Annotated in this window: 16 protein-coding genes; 15 read left to right on the top strand and 1 reads right to left on the bottom strand. The window is 71.3% G+C overall.

Annotated features, from left to right (window positions below; translation table 11 throughout):
- Positions 1-431: M23 family metallopeptidase (locus tag ACI3KY_RS00920; RefSeq protein ID WP_404928319.1), on the top strand; the 431-nt coding region annotated here is incomplete at its 5' end.
- 65 nt (positions 432-496) lie between these two features.
- Here the strand turns inward: ACI3KY_RS00920 and ACI3KY_RS00915 are convergent.
- Positions 497-1,030 (bottom strand): inorganic diphosphatase, encoded by a 534-nt coding sequence (locus ACI3KY_RS00915; RefSeq protein ID WP_404928318.1) that lies wholly within the window; start codon positions 1,028-1,030, stop codon positions 497-499.
- 201 nt (positions 1,031-1,231) lie between these two features.
- Between ACI3KY_RS00915 and tilS the strand changes: the two genes are divergently transcribed.
- From tilS to ACI3KY_RS00845, 14 genes are all read left to right on the top strand, one after another.
- Positions 1,232-2,227 carry a tRNA lysidine(34) synthetase TilS gene (gene tilS / locus ACI3KY_RS00910; RefSeq protein ID WP_404928317.1) on the top strand — a complete coding sequence of 332 codons (996 nt, stop codon included), beginning with the start codon at positions 1,232-1,234 and terminating at the stop codon, positions 2,225-2,227.
- Between the two features lie 53 nt (positions 2,228-2,280).
- The gene (hpt, locus tag ACI3KY_RS00905; protein ID WP_404928315.1) at positions 2,281-2,832 is read left to right on the top strand and encodes a hypoxanthine phosphoribosyltransferase; all 552 of its coding nucleotides are present in this window, start codon (positions 2,281-2,283) and stop codon (positions 2,830-2,832) included.
- Between the two features lie 235 nt (positions 2,833-3,067).
- Positions 3,068-5,074: an ATP-dependent zinc metalloprotease FtsH gene (gene ftsH, locus ACI3KY_RS00900; RefSeq protein WP_404928313.1), complete on the top strand. Its 2,007-nt coding sequence runs from the start codon at positions 3,068-3,070 to the stop codon at positions 5,072-5,074.
- Between the two features lie 9 nt (positions 5,075-5,083).
- Positions 5,084-5,683: a GTP cyclohydrolase I gene (gene folE / locus ACI3KY_RS00895; protein WP_404928312.1), complete on the top strand. Its 600-nt coding sequence runs from the start codon at positions 5,084-5,086 to the stop codon at positions 5,681-5,683.
- Positions 5,680-6,534, top strand: coding sequence for a dihydropteroate synthase (folP, locus tag ACI3KY_RS00890; RefSeq protein WP_404928311.1), 855 nt, complete (start codon positions 5,680-5,682; stop codon positions 6,532-6,534). Before folE ends, folP begins: the two co-directional genes overlap by 4 nt.
- On the top strand, positions 6,534-6,929 hold the full coding sequence (gene folB / locus ACI3KY_RS00885; protein WP_404928310.1) for a dihydroneopterin aldolase: 396 nt from the start codon (positions 6,534-6,536) through the stop codon (positions 6,927-6,929). Before folP ends, folB begins: the two co-directional genes overlap by 1 nt.
- On the top strand, positions 6,926-7,486 hold the full coding sequence (gene folK / locus ACI3KY_RS00880) for a 2-amino-4-hydroxy-6-hydroxymethyldihydropteridine diphosphokinase (RefSeq protein ID WP_404928308.1): 561 nt from the start codon (positions 6,926-6,928) through the stop codon (positions 7,484-7,486). The genes folB and folK overlap by 4 nt, the downstream gene beginning before the upstream one ends.
- A complete protein-coding gene (locus ACI3KY_RS00875; protein ID WP_404928307.1) occupies positions 7,483-7,980 on the top strand; it encodes a DUF3180 family protein in 498 nt (165 codons plus the stop codon). Before folK ends, ACI3KY_RS00875 begins: the two co-directional genes overlap by 4 nt.
- Complete coding sequence (locus tag ACI3KY_RS00870) at positions 7,922-8,503, top strand: PH domain-containing protein (protein WP_404928306.1); 582 nt, start codon at positions 7,922-7,924, stop codon at positions 8,501-8,503. Before ACI3KY_RS00875 ends, ACI3KY_RS00870 begins: the two co-directional genes overlap by 59 nt.
- Entirely contained in the window at positions 8,500-10,308 is a 1,809-nt protein-coding gene (locus tag ACI3KY_RS00865; RefSeq protein ID WP_404928305.1) for a PH domain-containing protein, read from the top strand. Before ACI3KY_RS00870 ends, ACI3KY_RS00865 begins: the two co-directional genes overlap by 4 nt.
- Positions 10,305-11,021 carry a DUF2520 domain-containing protein gene (locus ACI3KY_RS00860; protein WP_404928304.1) on the top strand — a complete coding sequence of 239 codons (717 nt, stop codon included), beginning with the start codon at positions 10,305-10,307 and terminating at the stop codon, positions 11,019-11,021. Before ACI3KY_RS00865 ends, ACI3KY_RS00860 begins: the two co-directional genes overlap by 4 nt.
- Entirely contained in the window at positions 11,018-11,863 is an 846-nt protein-coding gene (gene panC, locus ACI3KY_RS00855) for a pantoate--beta-alanine ligase (RefSeq protein WP_404928303.1), read from the top strand. Before ACI3KY_RS00860 ends, panC begins: the two co-directional genes overlap by 4 nt.
- A 150-nt stretch (positions 11,864-12,013) precedes the next feature.
- Positions 12,014-13,561 (top strand): lysine--tRNA ligase, encoded by a 1,548-nt coding sequence (lysS, locus tag ACI3KY_RS00850; RefSeq protein WP_404928302.1) that lies wholly within the window; start codon positions 12,014-12,016, stop codon positions 13,559-13,561.
- Between the two features lie 100 nt (positions 13,562-13,661).
- Entirely contained in the window at positions 13,662-16,607 is a 2,946-nt protein-coding gene (locus tag ACI3KY_RS00845) for an AAA family ATPase (protein WP_404928301.1), read from the top strand.
- The last annotated feature ends 53 nt before the right edge of the window (positions 16,608-16,660 follow it).

Genomic DNA, 16,660 nt, shown 5'->3' with positions numbered 1-16,660 from the left:
GAGCCGTCGTGGGCACCGGCTGGGCTCGACCCTCCTCAGGCTGGCGAAGCTCGGGCTACGGCCCCCGCACCGTGCAGTGCGGCACCAGCTACTGCTCGAGCGGATTCCACCATGGCGTCGACCTCGCGGCCGGTTGCGGCTCGGGCATCTACGCGGCATCCGCGGGGCGCGTCGTCTACGCGGGCCCGAACGGCGGGTACGGCAACTACATCAAGATCGACCACGGCGGCGGCATCGGCACCGGCTACGGTCACATCCGCAACGGCGGCATCTTCGTCGGCGTCGGCCAATGGGTCGGCGCGGGCCAGTTGATCGCGAGCGAGGGAAACACCGGTAACTCGTTCGGCTGCCACCTGCACTTCGAGACGTACGTCAACGGTCGCGACGTCAACCCGATCTACTTCATGGCCGATCGCGGGATCTCGGTCTGAGCCGTACACCCTGAAACGACGAAGAGCGGATGCCGACGGCATCCGCTCTTCGTATGAGACAGCTGTCAGAGCGTGTTCGGCGCGACGCCCTCACCCTGGGTGGCGGTCTGGCCCTCGTGCTCCTTGAAGCGGTCGAACGCCTCGCCGACGAGACGCTCGGCCTCGGCCGCGCCCGCCCACTCGTCGACCTTCACCCACTTGTTGGGCTCGAGGTCCTTGTAGTGCTCGAAGAAGTGCTCGATCTCCTTGCGGGTGAACTCCGGGATGTCGTTCACGTCCTGGATGTGCGCCCAGCGGGGGTCCTTGCCGAGCACCGCGACGACCTTGTCGTCGCCGCCGGCCTCGTCGCTCATCTTGAGCACGCCGACGGGTCGGACGCTGGCGAGCACTCCGGGCGCGAGGTCGAAGTCGAGCAGCACCAGCACGTCGAGGGGGTCGCCGTCCTCGCCGAGCGTGTTCTCGAAGAACCCGTAGTTGGTCGGGTATCCGAACGCGGTGTAGAGGATGCGGTCGAGGAACACCCGGCCGGTGCCGTGGTCGACCTCGTACTTCACGCGGCTGCCGCGCGGGATCTCGATGACGGCGTCGTACGCGCCCATAGTGAAGCTCCTTCGGAAAGACGGTGGGATGCCGCGACAAGCCTAGTCCGGAGGCTCCCGCCGTACCGTTCTCAGGACCCGACCGACCTGCCGCCCGGCGCAACCGGATGATTCCGGCCTCTCAGGGCGAGAACGGGTCCGCCGATCCTGAGAACGGTACGGGCGGGGTCCGAGAAAGGCTCCCGCGGGTACGGTGGGCGGGTGGATGAGCGCCGACCCGGACTGGCCCCCGCCGTCGCCGAAGTGCGGCTGGCCGTACGGCGCGCCCTCGCGTCGCTCGAACCCGGAGCGACCGTGCTCGTGGCGCTGTCCGGCGGCGCCGATTCGCTCGCGCTCGCTGCGGCGACGGCGTTCGAGGCCTCGAAGCTCGGACTGCGTGCCGCGTCGGTGACCGTCGACCACGGACTGCAGGACGGATCGACGGATGCCGCGGCCGCCGCGGCGGCGAAGGCCCGGGCCCTCGGGCTCGATGCCGTCGTGACACGCGTCGAGGTCGGCGCATCCGGCGGGCCTGAGGCGGCGGCACGCGACGCGCGCTACCGCGCGCTCCGCGACGCGGCCCGCGACGCGGGCGCGGCGGCGATCCTCCTCGGCCATACCCTCGACGACCAGGCCGAGACGGTGCTGCTCGGCCTGGCGCGGGGAGCGGGCGCGGCCAGCCTGCAGGGCATGGCCGAGGCCGCCGAACTTGACGGCGTCGCTCTCCTGCGGCCTCTGCTGGGAGTGCGGCGGTCCACCACCCGTGCGGCGTGTGCCGCCGAGGGCCTCCAGCCGTGGGACGACCCGCAGAACGCCGACCGCCGCTTCGCGCGGGTGCGCGTGCGCGAGAGGGTGCTGCCCGTGCTCGAGGCCGACCTCGGCCCCGGCATCGCCGAGGCGCTCGCGCGCACCGCGGCGCAGCTGCGCGAGGACGCCGAGGCCTTCGACGAGATGATCGAGGAGACGATCGAGGACATCGTCGAGCACGCCGAAGCAGGGATCTCCGTCTCTGCGCCGGCCCTCGCCGCCAACCCCGCGGCGCTTCGCCACCGCATCATCCGACACGTCGTCGCGAGCGAGTTCCACGAGAGCCTCACGCGGTCGCAGACCCTCGAGGTGGCGCGGCTGGTGACGGACTGGTCAGGTCAGGGTCCCATCGACCTTCCGGGATGCCGCGCGCGCCGCGTCGGCGGACGCATCGAGTTCACGGCACGCTGAGTCGCAGACGGCGCCCGGCCGGGTGAAAGGCGGCGCCCCTCTAGACTCTTCCCATGCGCGCGGCCGACGTCTCCAGCGACCTCAACGAAGTCCTCGTCACCGAAGAGGAGATCCGAGCCAAGCTCGACGAGATCGCCGCGCGGGTCGACGAAGACTACGCCGATGAGGATCTCCTGCTGGTCGGCGTGCTCAAGGGCGCGGTCATGGTCATGGCGGACTTCTCCCGGGCGCTGAAGAAGCACATCACGATGGACTGGATGGCGGTCTCCTCGTATGGGGCCGGCACGAAGTCCAGCGGCGTGGTCCAGATCCGCAAAGACCTCGACACCGACATCCTCGGCAAGCACGTGCTCATCGTCGAGGACATCATCGACTCCGGCCTGACCCTGAGCTGGCTGCTGGAGAACTTCGCGGCCCGCGGCGCGGCATCCGTGGAGGTGTTCGCGCTGCTGCGCAAGCCCGAGGCCGCCAAGGTCGAGGTGCGCTGCAAGTACGTGGGCTTCGACATCCCGACGGAGTTCGTCGTCGGCTACGGCCTCGACTACGCCGAGAAGTACCGCAACCTGCGAGACGTCGCCGTCCTCGCGCCTCACGTCTACTCGTAGCCCGATCCGCGAGAGTGCACCTGGCGGACGAGGGTGAGGCAGGTTCCCTACCGCTCGTCCGCCAGATGCACTCTCGCCGGTGCACTCTCCCGACCCGACCCGACCTGGGATTACGCCCGGGGCGAATGCACAGTCGACGCCTAGGAAGCGCGCGATACCCTGATTCAACCGTCGACGGGCGCACTCCTGTCCGCGATGGCACGTCGACGAAAGGGGTCGGGCTCTCGCCCGCGCCATGGACTTCAAGAAGATCACCCGCAACCCGCTCTTCTACGTCCTGCTGATCGGGGTCTTCCTCATCGTGGGGTTCTCGCTCATCTCGAGCCTGAACGGTGCGAAGCAGATCTCCACGCAGGAGGGTCTCGAGCTGCTCTCCGGCGAGACCGTCACCGAGGTGGTCAACACCGACGGCGATCAGCGTGTCGACATGAAGCTCTCGAAGGAGTACGAGGGCGCGACGGACGTCCAGTTCTACTACGTCACCGCACGTGCCTCCGAGGTCGTCGACGCGGTCAACGCCGCCGACCCGAAGGACGGCTTCAACGACGCCGTGCCGCGCGCGACCTGGTTCGACGGGTTCCTCTCGCTCCTCCTGCCGATCCTGCTGCTGGGTCTGCTGTTCTGGTTCCTGATGTCGAGCGCGCAGGGCGGCGGCAGCAAGGTCATGCAGTTCGGCAAGTCCCGGGCGAAGCTCGTGACCAAGGAGATGCCGCAGGTCACGTTCCAGGATGTCGCGGGCTCCGACGAGGCGATCGAAGAGCTCGAGGAGATCAAGGACTTCCTGAAGGACCCGTCGAAGTTCCAGGCGGTCGGCGCCCGCATCCCGAAGGGCGTGCTGCTGTACGGCCCTCCCGGAACCGGCAAGACCCTCCTCGCGCGCGCCGTCGCGGGCGAGGCCGGCGTGCCGTTCTACTCGATCTCGGGCTCTGACTTCGTCGAGATGTTCGTCGGCGTCGGCGCGAGCCGCGTGCGCGACCTCTTCAACACGGCCAAGGACAACTCTCCGGCCATCATCTTCATCGACGAGATCGATGCGGTCGGCCGCCATCGCGGCGCCGGCATGGGCGGCGGCCACGACGAGCGCGAGCAGACGCTCAACCAGATGCTCGTCGAGATGGACGGCTTCGACCCGAAGGTCAACGTCATCGTGATCGCGGCCACCAACCGCCCCGACATCCTCGACCCGGCGCTGCTGCGCCCGGGCCGCTTCGACCGCCAGATCGGTGTGGACGCGCCCGACTTCCGCGGTCGCACCAAGATCCTCGAGGTGCACGGCCGCGGCAAGCCGCTGGCGGACGGCGTCGACCTCGAGGTCGTCGCCCGCAAGACGCCCGGCTTCACCGGCGCCGACCTCGCCAACGTTCTGAACGAGGCCGCCCTTCTCACCGCGCGCTCGAACGCGCAGCTGATCGACAACCGCGCGCTCGATGAGGCCATCGACCGCGTGATCGCCGGCCCGCAGCGCCGCACCCGCGTGATGAAGGACAAGGAGAAGCTCATCACCGCGTACCACGAGGGCGGTCACGCGCTCGCGGCGGCGGCGATGAACCACACCGACCCCGTCACGAAGGTCACGATCCTCCCGCGCGGCAAGGCGCTCGGCTACACGATGGTGCTGCCGCTCGACGACAAGTACTCCGTCACCCGCAACGAGCTGCAGGATCAGCTCACCTACGCGATGGGCGGCCGCGTCGCCGAAGAGATCGTGTTCCACGACCCGACCACGGGTGCGTCGAACGACATCGAGAAGGCGACGAGCATCGCCCGCAAGATGGTCACCGAATACGGCATGACCGGCGACATCGGCCCGGTCAAGCTGGGCCAGTCCTCGGGCGAGGTCTTCATGGGCCGCGACATGGGTCACGGCCGCGAGTTCTCGGAGCGCATCGCGGAGCGCGTCGACACGCAGGTGCGCGGCCTCATCGAGCAGGCCCACAACGAGGCCTACGAGGTCATCAACGCCAACCGCGCGGTGCTCGACAAGCTCGCCCTCGAGCTTCTCGAGAAGGAGACGCTCGACCACCTGGAGCTCGCCGAGATCTTCAAGGACGTCAAGCGTCTGCCCCCGCGTCCGCAGTGGCTGTCGAGCGAGCAGCGCCCGCCGTCGACGCTGCCCCCGATCGACGTGCCGAAGCGCCGCGACGAGGCAGGGCTCGCCGCGAGCGTCGAGGCCGAGCAGCCGGCCGCTGAGAAGGCGCCCAAGCGTCGTGCCACCGGACAGGCGCGGCCCGCGACCGCGTAGGCTCGGCCCGTGGCCGTCGATCGTGAGCGTATCGCCGCGCTCGTACGCGAACTGCTGGAGGCGATCGGCGAAGACCCCGAGCGCCCCGGACTGAGGCAGACGCCCGAGCGCGTCGCCGACGCGTACGCCGAGTTCTTCGCCGGAGTGGGAGAGGATGCCGCGGCCCCGCTCGCCCGCACCATCTCGGTGTCGCGCGGGCCGGCGCCCGACACGCTCCCGTCGGGCGCGGTCATGCTGCGCGACATCCTGTTCCGCTCGGTGTGCGAGCACCATCTGCTGCCGTTCCGCGGTCATGCGCACCTCGCCTATCTGCCCGGCGAGCAGGTCGTCGGGCTGGGGGCGCTGCCGAAGGTCGTCGAGATCCTGGCGTCGCGACCTCAGGTGCAGGAGCGCCTCGCGGAGCAGATCGCCGACGTGATCGCGGCATCCCTCGACGCGCGCGGGGTGCTGGTCGTGCTGGAGGCGACGCACGAGTGCGTGACGATGCGCGGCGGCCGGCAGCCCGATGCCTCGACCGTCACGATCGCCGCTCGCGGCGAACTGGCCGAGCCGGCGGCACGAGCCGAGCTGGTCGCCCTGATCGGTGCGTCGCGGGGGATGCGCGCATGACGCTCATCATGGGTGTCGTCAACGTGACGCCCGACTCGTTCAGCGACGGCGGACGGCATGCGGATGCCGAGGCCGCCGTCGCCCACGGACTGGCGCTGCGCGCGCAGGGCGCCGACATCCTCGATATCGGCGGCGAGTCGACGAGGCCCGGCGCCGAGCGTGTCGATCCGCGCGTGGAGCAGCAGCGCGTGCTGCCCGTCGTAGAGGCCCTCGCCGACGCCGGCGTCGTCGTGAGCATCGACACCATGAACGCCTCCACGGCGCTCGCCGCCGTGACGGCCGGCGCGCGCATCGTCAACGATGTGTCGGGCGGCATGGCCGACCCCGACATGCTGCCGGCCGTCGCATCGACCGATGCCGATGTCGTGCTCCAGCACTGGCGAGGCCACTCCGCCGACATGTACGCCCGCGCTGTGTACGACGACGTCGTGTCGGAAGTCGTCCGCGAGCTCCGCGCGCGCGTCGAGGCCGCCGCGGTGGCGGGGATCGCGCCCGATCGGGTGATCGTCGACCCGGGCATCGGCTTCGGCAAGCTCGGTGAGCAGAATTGGCAGACGCTGCGCGGGCTCGAGCGCTTCGTCGCGATGGGTCCGCGGGTGCTGATCGGCACGAGTCGCAAGCGTTTCCTCGCGGACGCCCTCGTCGCCGACCGCGGCGACCTCGCCGGCGCCGCCGAGGCAACCGAGGCCAGGCGCGACCTGGCGACGGCCGTGACCAGTGTGCTGGCCGCGCAGGCGGGCGTCTGGGGGGTGCGCGTCCACGATGTCGCCGCCACGCGCGATGCTCTCGTCATCGCGGAGCGCTGGACCGGCGTGCGGCAGGCCGACCGATCGGGCAGCCGGGAGGGCTGATGGACTTCATGGACGAGATCACGCTGACCGGGGTGCGCGCATTCGGGTACCACGGCGTGTTCGCCGAAGAGCGACGCGAGGGGCAGGAGTTCGTCGTCGACGCGACCCTCTACGTGAGCACGGCGCAGGCGGCGGAGTCCGACGACGTCGCCGACACGGTCCACTACGGCGAGGTCGCCGAGCGCATCGTCGAGCTGGTCGGCGCCGAGCCGCTGAACCTCATCGAGGGTGTGGCAGCGCGCATCGCCGACGACCTGCTCGCGCGCGACGGCGTGAAGATGGTCGCCGTCACCGTGCACAAGCCCCAGGCGCCCATCACCGTGCCGTTCGCCGACGTGTCGGTGACGATCCGGCGGGCCCGGCGTGAAGAGCTCGTCGAGACGGAGGTCGCGTGAACCGCCGCCTCGCGCAGGGCTTCGACCGCGATGTCGAGCGCCATCCGCGCGGCCCCGTGGAAGCCGTCGTCGCCCTCGGTGCGAACCTCGGCGATCGCGCCGAGACCATGACGGCGGCCATCACCGACCTCGCCCGGGTGCCCCTGGTCGACGCCGTCCGCGTGTCGGAGCCGATCGAGTCGGTCGCGATGAAGCCGGACGGACCGGATGCCGCGGCCCCGGCGTATCTGAACGCCGTGGCGATCCTCACCACGCGCCTCGCGCCGTCCGTGCTGCTGGGCTACCTCCATGCCATCGAGCAGCGGCACGGCCGGGTGCGCTCCGCCGCCCGCTCCGCGAGCGAGGCCGGGTGGGAGGATCGCACGCTCGACCTCGACCTCATCGCGTACGGCGATGTCGTCAGCGACGACCCTCGGCTGGTGCTGCCGCACCCCCGCGCCGCCGCCCGCGACTTCGTGCTGGGGCCGTGGCTGACGGTCGACCCTGATGCGGTGCTCCCCGGCGCGGGTCGCGTCGATGAGATCCTTCGCCGACTGGGCGAGGCGGGGCAGCGATGAAGCGCACCGGTGCCGGCGTTCTGGCCATCTCGGCGATCCTCGGCGTCGCCGCGGGGTTCCTCGTCGACCAGTTGCTCACGTCAGCCGGACGCCCCACGTTCACCCCCGCAGTGACGCTGCCGATCCTCCTCGTCCTGCTGGGCGCGCTGGCGATCGCGCTCGCCATCCCGATCCGACGCGCCACGCGCGGCACCTCGACGGCGAAGGTCGACCCCTTCCGCGCCGTGCGCGTCGCGATGCTCGCCAAAGCCTCCAGCATCGTCGGCGCCGCGGTCGGCGGCGTCGGAGCCGGGCTGTGGGTCTTCCTGGCGACCCGGCCGGTCACGCCCTCGCTAGGCTCGTTGGGAGCGGTCATCGCGACGACGGTGAGTGGCGCCCTGCTGGTCGCCGCGGGCCTCGTCGCGGAGCACCTCTGCACCATCCGGAAGGACGATGATGACGAACAGCCCGGAGGCGAAGACCCCGGACTCGAACCCCGCCTCCACGACCACTGAGGCCGGGAGCGGGTTCGACGGCATCGTCGAGCCGCGGTCCGAGAATCGGCTGGTGCTTCAGGGCGGGGTGTGGCACCAGATCTCGCCGAAGTACGTGACGGTGCAGCTGATCTCGACCGGCTCGTTCCTGGTGCTCGTCATCGCGGCCACCCTCGTGCTCGCATTGCTGATGCACCAGCTGTGGGCATGGATCCCGGGCGGCATCCTGACGGTGATCCTCGCCTGGACCCTCGTGATCCTCCCGCGCCAGGCCCGCTCGATCGGCTACCAGCTGCGCGACGACGACCTGGTCTTCCGGCGCGGAATCCTGTGGCAGCGGTTCGTCGCCGTGCCGTACGGGCGCATGCAGCTGATCGACATCACCCATGGACCGCTGGACCGGGGCTTCGGCATCGCGCAGCTCAAGTTCGTCACCGCCGCCGCGGCGACCGGCGTCGTCATCCCAGGACTCGAGCAGACCACCGCCGAGACGCTGCGCGACCACCTGGTCGGAGTCGCCGAGAGCCGGCGCACAGGTCTATGACGTCGACCCCTGAACCCGTCGGAGGATCCGGTACGTCGACCGGCGTGCCCGGCGCTCCGCCCCCGCAGCTGGTGCGGTCACCGCTCAGCGACGGTGAATGGCATCGCCTGCACCCGCTGACGCCGCTCCTGCGCGGCGGGCTGTTCCTCATCGTCGTGATCGGCATCGTGTTCGCGAACCTCCGCGATCGCCTGGTCTTCATCTTCCTGCCGTGGCTCGCGCCCGGCATCGAGGACGAGGTCGGCGAGTGGGAGGGAGCCGGGGGCGACCCGATCGACTTCATCATCGCGAACAACCTCTACGTGCTCGCCGGGCTCGCGGTGCTCGGGGTGCTGATCGTGCTCGTGGCCGTGTTCTACACGTCCTGGCGCTTCCACACCTTCCGGATCACCGGCGACGACGTCGAGGTGCGCAGCGGCATCCTGTTCCGCACCCAGCGCCGTGCCCCCCTCGACCGCGTGCAGGGCGTCAATCTCACCCGGCCGATGATCGCGCGACTGCTGGGCATGGCGAAGCTCGAGGTCGTCGGGGCGGGAGCGGACGCGAACGTCAAGCTCGAGTACCTCTCGACGGCGAATGCCGAGGCGGTACGCGCCGATATCCTGCGGCTCGCGTCCGGCCGTCGTCTCGGCATGACGTCCGGCGCCGCCGCCCCACGGCCGGTGGGGAGGGCCGCGATGCTGAGCCAGACGGTGGGGCGCGAGATCACCGGCCTCATCGAGGGCCCTGAGGCGCCGGTGGCCGAGCTCGAGTCCGTCGTGCACATCCCGGTCGGCCGGCTCGTGGCATCCCACATTCTCAGCATGTCGACACTGGGACTGCTCGTCGCGGTCGTGGCGATCGTGATCGGCGTCAGTCAGGGCATCACCTGGCTGCTGTTCGGCTTCGTTCCCGCCATCATCGGCTACGGCGCCTACTGGCTGCGGTCGATCGTCCGATCGCTGCGGTACGCGATCGCGCCGACCCCCGACGGCGTGCGCATCACCTTCGGCCTGTTCACGACGATCACCGAGATCGTGCCGCCCGGACGCGTGCACGCCGTCGAGGTGACGCAGCCGATCCTGTGGCGCCCCGCGGGCTGGTGGGCCGTCCGCATCAACCGGCTCACCGGTCGCAGCGTCGCCGACAGCAGCACCGACCAGTTCACGACGGCCCTGCCGGTCGGCACCGCCGCCGACGTCGAGAGGGTGCTGCGGCTGCTCCAGCCTGCTCTGCCCGACGACGAGCGGGCGCTCGTCGTGCAGCAGGGCATGTTCGGGCCGGGGGAGGGCGACACCTTCACGAACACGCCGAAGCGCGCGTGGTGGATCCGTCCGCTGTCGTATCGCCGCAACGGATTCCGGCTCACGGGCGACGTCCTGCTGATGCGGCGCGGCGTCGTGTGGCGCAAGCTCGTGATCCTGCCGCTCGCACGCCTGCAGAGCCTCGGGCTGTACCAGGGCCCGCTCGACCGGGCGTCGGGCGTGACCAACGTGCGCGCGCACGTGGTGACGGGCCCGGTGTCGCCGTTCCTGGCGGCGGTCGACCGTGACAGCGCGCTCGCGCTGTTCGACGATGTCGCGCGCGGCGCGGTGCGCGAAGCGCTCGCCGACCGCACGCATCGGTGGGCGCGGGACGAGACGGATGCCGCACCCGTCGCATCCGCCGGATCCACCGCAGCGGACGAGGCCGGCGACGTGTCGTCTGGCTTCGCTCGCTCAACGACCGAACCTCTGATTCCGGTCGTTGAGCGACCGAGCGCCGGCGAGCGAGACGAAACGCGCCGAGCCTCCGAAAGCACGCCGAGCGAGGAGGACCGCGCATGACCCGTGACGGGCGACTCGGAGTCGGGATCATCGGGGCCGGCCGTGTCGGGCCGGTGCTCGGTGCCGCGCTCGGCGGTGCCGGCCACGCGCTGGTCGGGATCACGCAGGGCTCCGACCCGGAGCGGGTGCAGGCGATCCTGCCGGGCGTGCCGGTGCTGGACGCGACGGAAGTCGCGCGGCGGAGCGAGCTGGTGATCGTCGCCGTGCCCCACGATCAGCTCGAGGGACTCGTGGCGGGTCTGGCCGAGGTCGGCGCCTGGCAGCCCGGGCAGCTCGTGCTGCACACGGACCCGGCCTGGGGTGCCGGCATCCTGTCCCCTGCCGTCGCCAAGGGAGTCATTCCGCTCGCCGTCCATCCCGCGATCGAGTTCAGCGGCACATCCATGGATCTGCGGGCCCTCGCGAGCGCGTACGCTGCCGTCACCGCGCCCGGGCCGGTGCTCCCGATCGCGCAGGCGCTCGCGGTGGAGCTCGGCTGCGAGCCGGTCGTCGTCGACGAATCGGCGCGGCCCGCGTACGGCGAGGCCATCGCGACGGCGCGTGTCTTCTCGCGGTCGATCGTGCACCAGGCGGCGGCGCTCCTCGCCGAGGCGGGGGTGCCGTACCCGGGGTCCTTCCTCTCCGCCCTGGCGCACACCACGCTCGACCACGCGCTCGCCGAGGCCGGCTCTGGTCCGGTGAGCGGCGAGCCCCCCGCTACGATCCAAGGATGATCAGCACCATCGACGGGCTTCGTGCTCGGCTCGCCGAGGTCCGCGCGACGGCACCCGAGGCACGCGTCGCCCTCATCTCGACGATCGGCTCCCTGCACGACGGCCACATCGACCTGGTGCACCGCGCCCGTGAGCTCGCCGACATCGTGGTCGTCTCCGTGTTCGTCAACCCGCTGCGCTTCGCCTCGCCGGCCGACTTCGCCGCGTATCCCCGGACCCCCGACGAAGACGCGCGACTGCTCGAGTCCCTAGGGGTCGACGTCGTCTTCGCGCCGGAGACGAAGGAGCTGCTGCCCGACGGCTCGGCGACGACGAAGGTCACCGCGGGCGACCTCGGCCTGCGCTACGAAGGACGCTCGCGCCCGTTCTACTTCGACGGCCTCCTCACGGTCGAGGCGAAGCTGTTGCACCTCGTCCGGCCCGACGTCGCCGTCTACGGCGAGCGCGACCGGCAGCGCGTCTTCCTCGTGCGGCGCATGGTCCGCGACCTGTTCTTCGACGTCGAGGTGGCGACGGTGGACACGGTACGCGGCGACGACGGCCTGCCGATCTCGACCCGCGTCGGAATGCTCGAGGACCGCGACCTCGCCGCTGCAGCCCTCCTCCCGGCGGCTCTGGATGCCGCCGCCGCGAACGCCGACCGCGGCATCGACGCGTGCATCGCCGCGGCGCAGTCCGCGCTCATGGGCGAGTCGCGCATCCGCCTGGAATACCTGAGCGTCGTCGACCCGACGACGTTCCTCCCGGTCGACGAGGGCACTACCGGTCCGGCGCTCGCGCTCATCGCCGCGACGGTGGCAGGCCACCGCCTCATCGACAACGCCGAGATCTACCTCGGCTGACAGTGCCGCGACGCCGGCGGTGGCCGGCGGCGCAGGCCGCGGCATCCGCTCACCGGCAGAGCTGTTCAGCAAGGCCGGAGACGCCCGCCGATAGAATGGCGAGTCCGTGTTGTGCGGAGCATCCCCCACGGAGCACCTGCCGCAGCGCACATGCCATTCAAGGAGCCCATTCCCGTGACCGACACGACCTCGCCTGCCGAGACCGACGAGCCCACCGAAGAGGAAGTCTTCGAGCAGAAGGCCGTGCGGCTGGCCAAGCGCGAGCGGCTGATCGCGGAGCGCACGGATGCCGCGGGCGGGGCGTACCCGGTCAGCCTGCCGATCACCGACACCATCCCGGCGCTGCGTGAGCGCTTCGCCGAGCTGGAGGCCGGAGCCGAGACGGGCGTCACCGCCGCCGTCGCCGGTCGTGTCGTCCTCAGCCGCAACGGCGGCAAGCTCTGCTTCGCGACGTTGCAGGCGGGCGACGGCAGCCGCATCCAGGCCATGGTGTCGCTCGCCGCCGTCGGGGACGAGTCGCTGCAGGCGTGGAAGGAGCTCGTCGACCTCGGCGACCACGTGTTCGTCAGCGGCGAGGTCATCTCGAGCCGCCGCGGCGAGCTGTCGATCATGGTCTCCGAGTGGGCGATCGCGGCGAAGGCCGTCCTGCCCCTGCCGAACCTGCACAAGGAGCTCAGCGAGGAGAACCGCGTCCGCAGCCGGTTCCTCGATCTCATCGTGCGCGATCGCGCCCGCGAGACGGTCGTCGCGCGGGCCAAGGTCAACGCGAGCCTGCGAGCGACGTTCGCCTCGCACGACTTCATCGAGGTCGAGACCCCGATGCTGCAGGTGCAGCACGGCGGCGCCTCTGCCCGGCCGTTCATCACGAACTCGAACGCCTTCGACGCCGAGCTCTACCTGCGCATCGCCCCCGAGCTCTTCCTGAAGCGCGCCGTGGTGGGCGGCATCGACCGGGTCTTCGAGATCAACCGCAACTTCCGCAACGAGGGCGCCGACTCCACGCACAGCCCCGAGTTCGCGATGCTCGAGGCCTACCAGGCCTACAGCGACTATCACGGCATCGCCGACCTCACCCAGGAGCTCATCCAGAACGCCGCCATCGCCGTGGCCGGCTCGACCACGGTCACCTGGGCCGACGGCACCGAGTACGAGCTCGGCGGCCAGTGGGACCGCCTGTCGATGTACGGGTCGCTGTCGGAGGCGGCCGGTCGCACGATCACGCCCGAGACGCCGTTCGACGAGCTCGTCGCGCTCGCGGAGGCGGAGGGCGTCGACCTGCCGCCGCACGCGATCCACGGCAAGCTCGTCGAGGAGCTGTGGGAGCACTTCGTCAAGCCGGGCCTCACCCGCCCGACCTTCGTCATGGACTTCCCGCTCGACACCAGCCCGCTCGTGCGCGAGCACCGCTCGATCGGCGGCGTCGTCGAGAAGTGGGACCTCTACGTGCGTGGCTTCGAGCTCGCGACCGGCTACTCCGAGCTCGTCGACCCGGTCATCCAGCGTGAGCGATTCGTCGAGCAGGCCAAGCTCGCGGCCCGCGGCGACCTCGAGGCGATGCGCATCGACGAGGAGTTCCTGCGCGCGCTGGAGCACGGCATGCCGCCGACCGGGGGCATGGGTATGGGCATCGACCGTCTGCTCATGGCGATCACCGGGCTCGGCATCCGCGAGACGATCCTCTTCCCGCTCGTCAAGTAGCGGGGACAGTCCGGGCGACGGAACACCGCCGCCCGCACGAGCGCGTACTCCCACGAAGGGGCGGTTCGACGCCCGAGGGTGCCAGGTGAGACCATCTCGCATGGCCAACCGCTCGGACGCGACCTCTCCCGTGATCTCCACGCCGCACTTCGTCGGTCGCGATCACGAGCTGGCCGCCCTGCGCGACGCCGTCTCCCGGCCGCCCGCGATCGTGCTCGTGGAGGGTGAGGCGGGGATCGGGAAGAGCCGGCTGCTGCAGGAGTGGCTCGCCGGAGCGCCCACCCTCACCGCCCTGGTGTCGGTGTGCCCGCCGTTGCGGGAGTCGCTGACCTTGGGCCCGATCGTCGATGCGTTCCGGGGGATCGACCGACTCGTGGCGGGTCTAGGGCTCACCGACCTCGCCGGCGCCCTGCGGCCGCTCTTCCCGGAGTGGTCCGGCGACCTGCCGCCCGCCCTCGAGCCTCTCGACGACGCGAAGGCGGCGCGGCATCGCCTGTTCCGCGCACTCGACGAGCTGCTGCGGGCGCTGGGCGTGGACGTCCTCGTCTTGGAGGACGCGCACTGGGCGGACGAGGTGACGCTGGAGTTCCTCCTGTTCCTCACCTCCCGGCAGCGGTCGGACGGACCGAGCCTGGTGATCTCGTATCGTCCGGAGGAGGTCGACGCAGGGTCGCTGCTGCTGCGGCTGACGTCCCGGCTGCCCGTCGGCGTCACCGGCGCGCGGATCGCCCTCGGGTCCGTGGACCGCGACGAGACGGCGTCGCTGGTGTCGTCGATGCTGGGCGGGGAGCCGATATCGGACGCCTTCCGCACCTTCCTGCACGAGCGGACCGGGGGTGTACCCCTGGCGATCGAGGAGTCGGTCCGGCTGATGTGCGATCGCGCCGACATCGTCTTCCGTGACGGACAGTGGGTCCGCCTGGCCCTCACTGAGCTGCAGGTGCCTCCGACCGTCCGCGACTCCATCCGGGAGCGGGTCGACCGACTGGCACCCGCAGCGCAGCAGACGCTGCGTGCCGCAGCGGTCCTGGCCGAGTGGGCGTCGGAGGCCGCGATCGCCGCGACCGCCGGGCTCCCGCCCGAGGAAGCGCGCGCGGGCATCGCCGAGGCGGCCGACGCCAGGATCCTGTCCGGCGACGACCGCGGCCGGTGGCGGTTCCGTCACATGCTGGTCGCCACGGCGGTCTACGAGGCCGTCGCGCGCACCGATCGAGGGCTCCTGCACCGCAGAGCCGGCGAGGCTCTGGAGTCCGTCGATCCGCCGCCCGTCGCGCGCCTGGCCCACCACTTCCGCGAGGCCGGCGAGACCGGGTCGTGGGCGCGGTACGCCGAACAGGCGGCGGCGCAGTCGCTGGCGTCGGGCGACAACACCGCGGCCGTCCTCATGATCGTCGACCTGCTGACGGAGACGGCCCTCCCGCCGGCCGACCGTGCACGACTCGCGCGGACGGCAGGACTCGCGGCTCTGGGGCGGCGGGAGCCGGTCGACGAGGTCTACCACCGCGTCGTGCGCGGCCTGCGCGCGGTGCTCGACAGCCCCGGCCTGTCCGCGCGTGAGCAGGCTGAGGTCCGCAACCCCCTGGGCCGCCTTCTGATCACCGGCGGCGAGGCGGCCGCCGCGCGCATGGAGCTCGAACGGGCGGTGGCGGACCTCGGCCACGACCCCGCCGAGGCGGCCAAGGCCATGACGTACCTGGGCTGGGCCTACGGGTCGCCGTGGCCGGCGTCGACCCATCGACGCTGGCTGCGTCGTGCCGCCGATCTCGCCGCCGATATCGAGTCGCCCGCGGTCCGACTGAATCTGACGGGCAACCGGGCGGCCGCGTTCCTCATGCTCGGCGACGACGAGGCCTGGGAGGTCGTCGCCGAACTGCCGTTCGACGGCGAGAGCGCGCCGGAGCGGCTCGATGTCGCCCGCATCCACACCAACATCGGGACGGGGGCGGTGATGTGGGGCCGGTACGCCGACGCGGAGCGGCACCTCGCCGTCGCCCTGCGGCTCGCCGACGCCGAGGAATCATCGAGGCTGCGCTACAACGTCCAGCTCGAACTCGCCAACCTGGACTGGTTCCGCGGACGGTGGGAGGGTCTGGCGGAACGCAGCGCTGCGCTCGCGGAGGCCAACGCGGATCGGCCGGCGATCCACCTGGCCGGCGTCCGCCTGACCGCACGGCTGGCGGCTGCGGCCGGGCGCCGCCGCGAGGCGGAGGAGCAGTTCCGGTACGTCCTCGAGGAGGCGACGCGGCTCGGAGCCGCCGACGACGTGACCGAGCCCGCCGCCGAGCTGGCGCGCCTGTGGCTGGCGGACGGCGATATCGAGCGGGCGCTGCAGATCACGGATGCGCCGCTTCGGACCGTCCGAGAGAAGGGCATCTGGCTGTGGGCGACCGACGTCGCGCCCGCGCGGGTCGAGACGCTGTTCGCGGCGGGGGATGCGGACGCAGCGAGAGCGCTGACCGAGGAGTTCGGGCGGGGGCTGCGCGGCCACACCGCCCCGGCGCCCCGTGCCGCGCTGGCGCTGTGCCGGGCGCACGTGGCCGCCGCAGGCGACGACCCGGCCGAGGCTGCTTCCGCGTATGCGCGGGCGGCCCGGGCGTGGGGTGCACTGCCGCGGCCGTACGACGCCCTGCGTGCCCGCGAGAGCCAGGCGGTGGCGCTCCTGGCCGCGGGCCAGGTGGCCGAGGGGCGGCAGCTGCTGTCCGTGCAGTACGAAGAACTCTTCCGGCTCGGCGCCCGGGGGGATGCCGACCGGGTCGCCCAGCGGCTGCGTGAGCATGGCGGGGACGTGCCCCGGCTGTGGCGCGGTGGCCGGAAGGGGTACGGCGACCGGCTCTCTCCCCGCGAGCTGGAAGTGGTCCGGCTGGTCGTCGACGGCAGGACGAACCGGCAGATCAGCGAGATCCTCGCCAAGTCGCCGGCGACGGTCGACCAGCAGCTGAGGTCCGCCATGCGCAAGGTCGACGTGACGTCGCGGACCGCCCTCGCCGTCAAGGTGACGGAGGCGGGCATGCTCGACGACGATGACCCCGGAGCCACGCTCTCGTAAAGATTGACGTATTCGCTGGATAGCGACATGCGGGCCGTGTGCCGAAACATGAG

It is taken from the genome of Microbacterium sp. ZW T2_14 (assembly GCF_044987405.1).
Taxonomy (GTDB): Bacteria; Actinomycetota; Actinomycetes; order Actinomycetales; family Microbacteriaceae; genus Microbacterium.
This window is presented reverse-complemented; position numbering and strand designations above follow the sequence as displayed.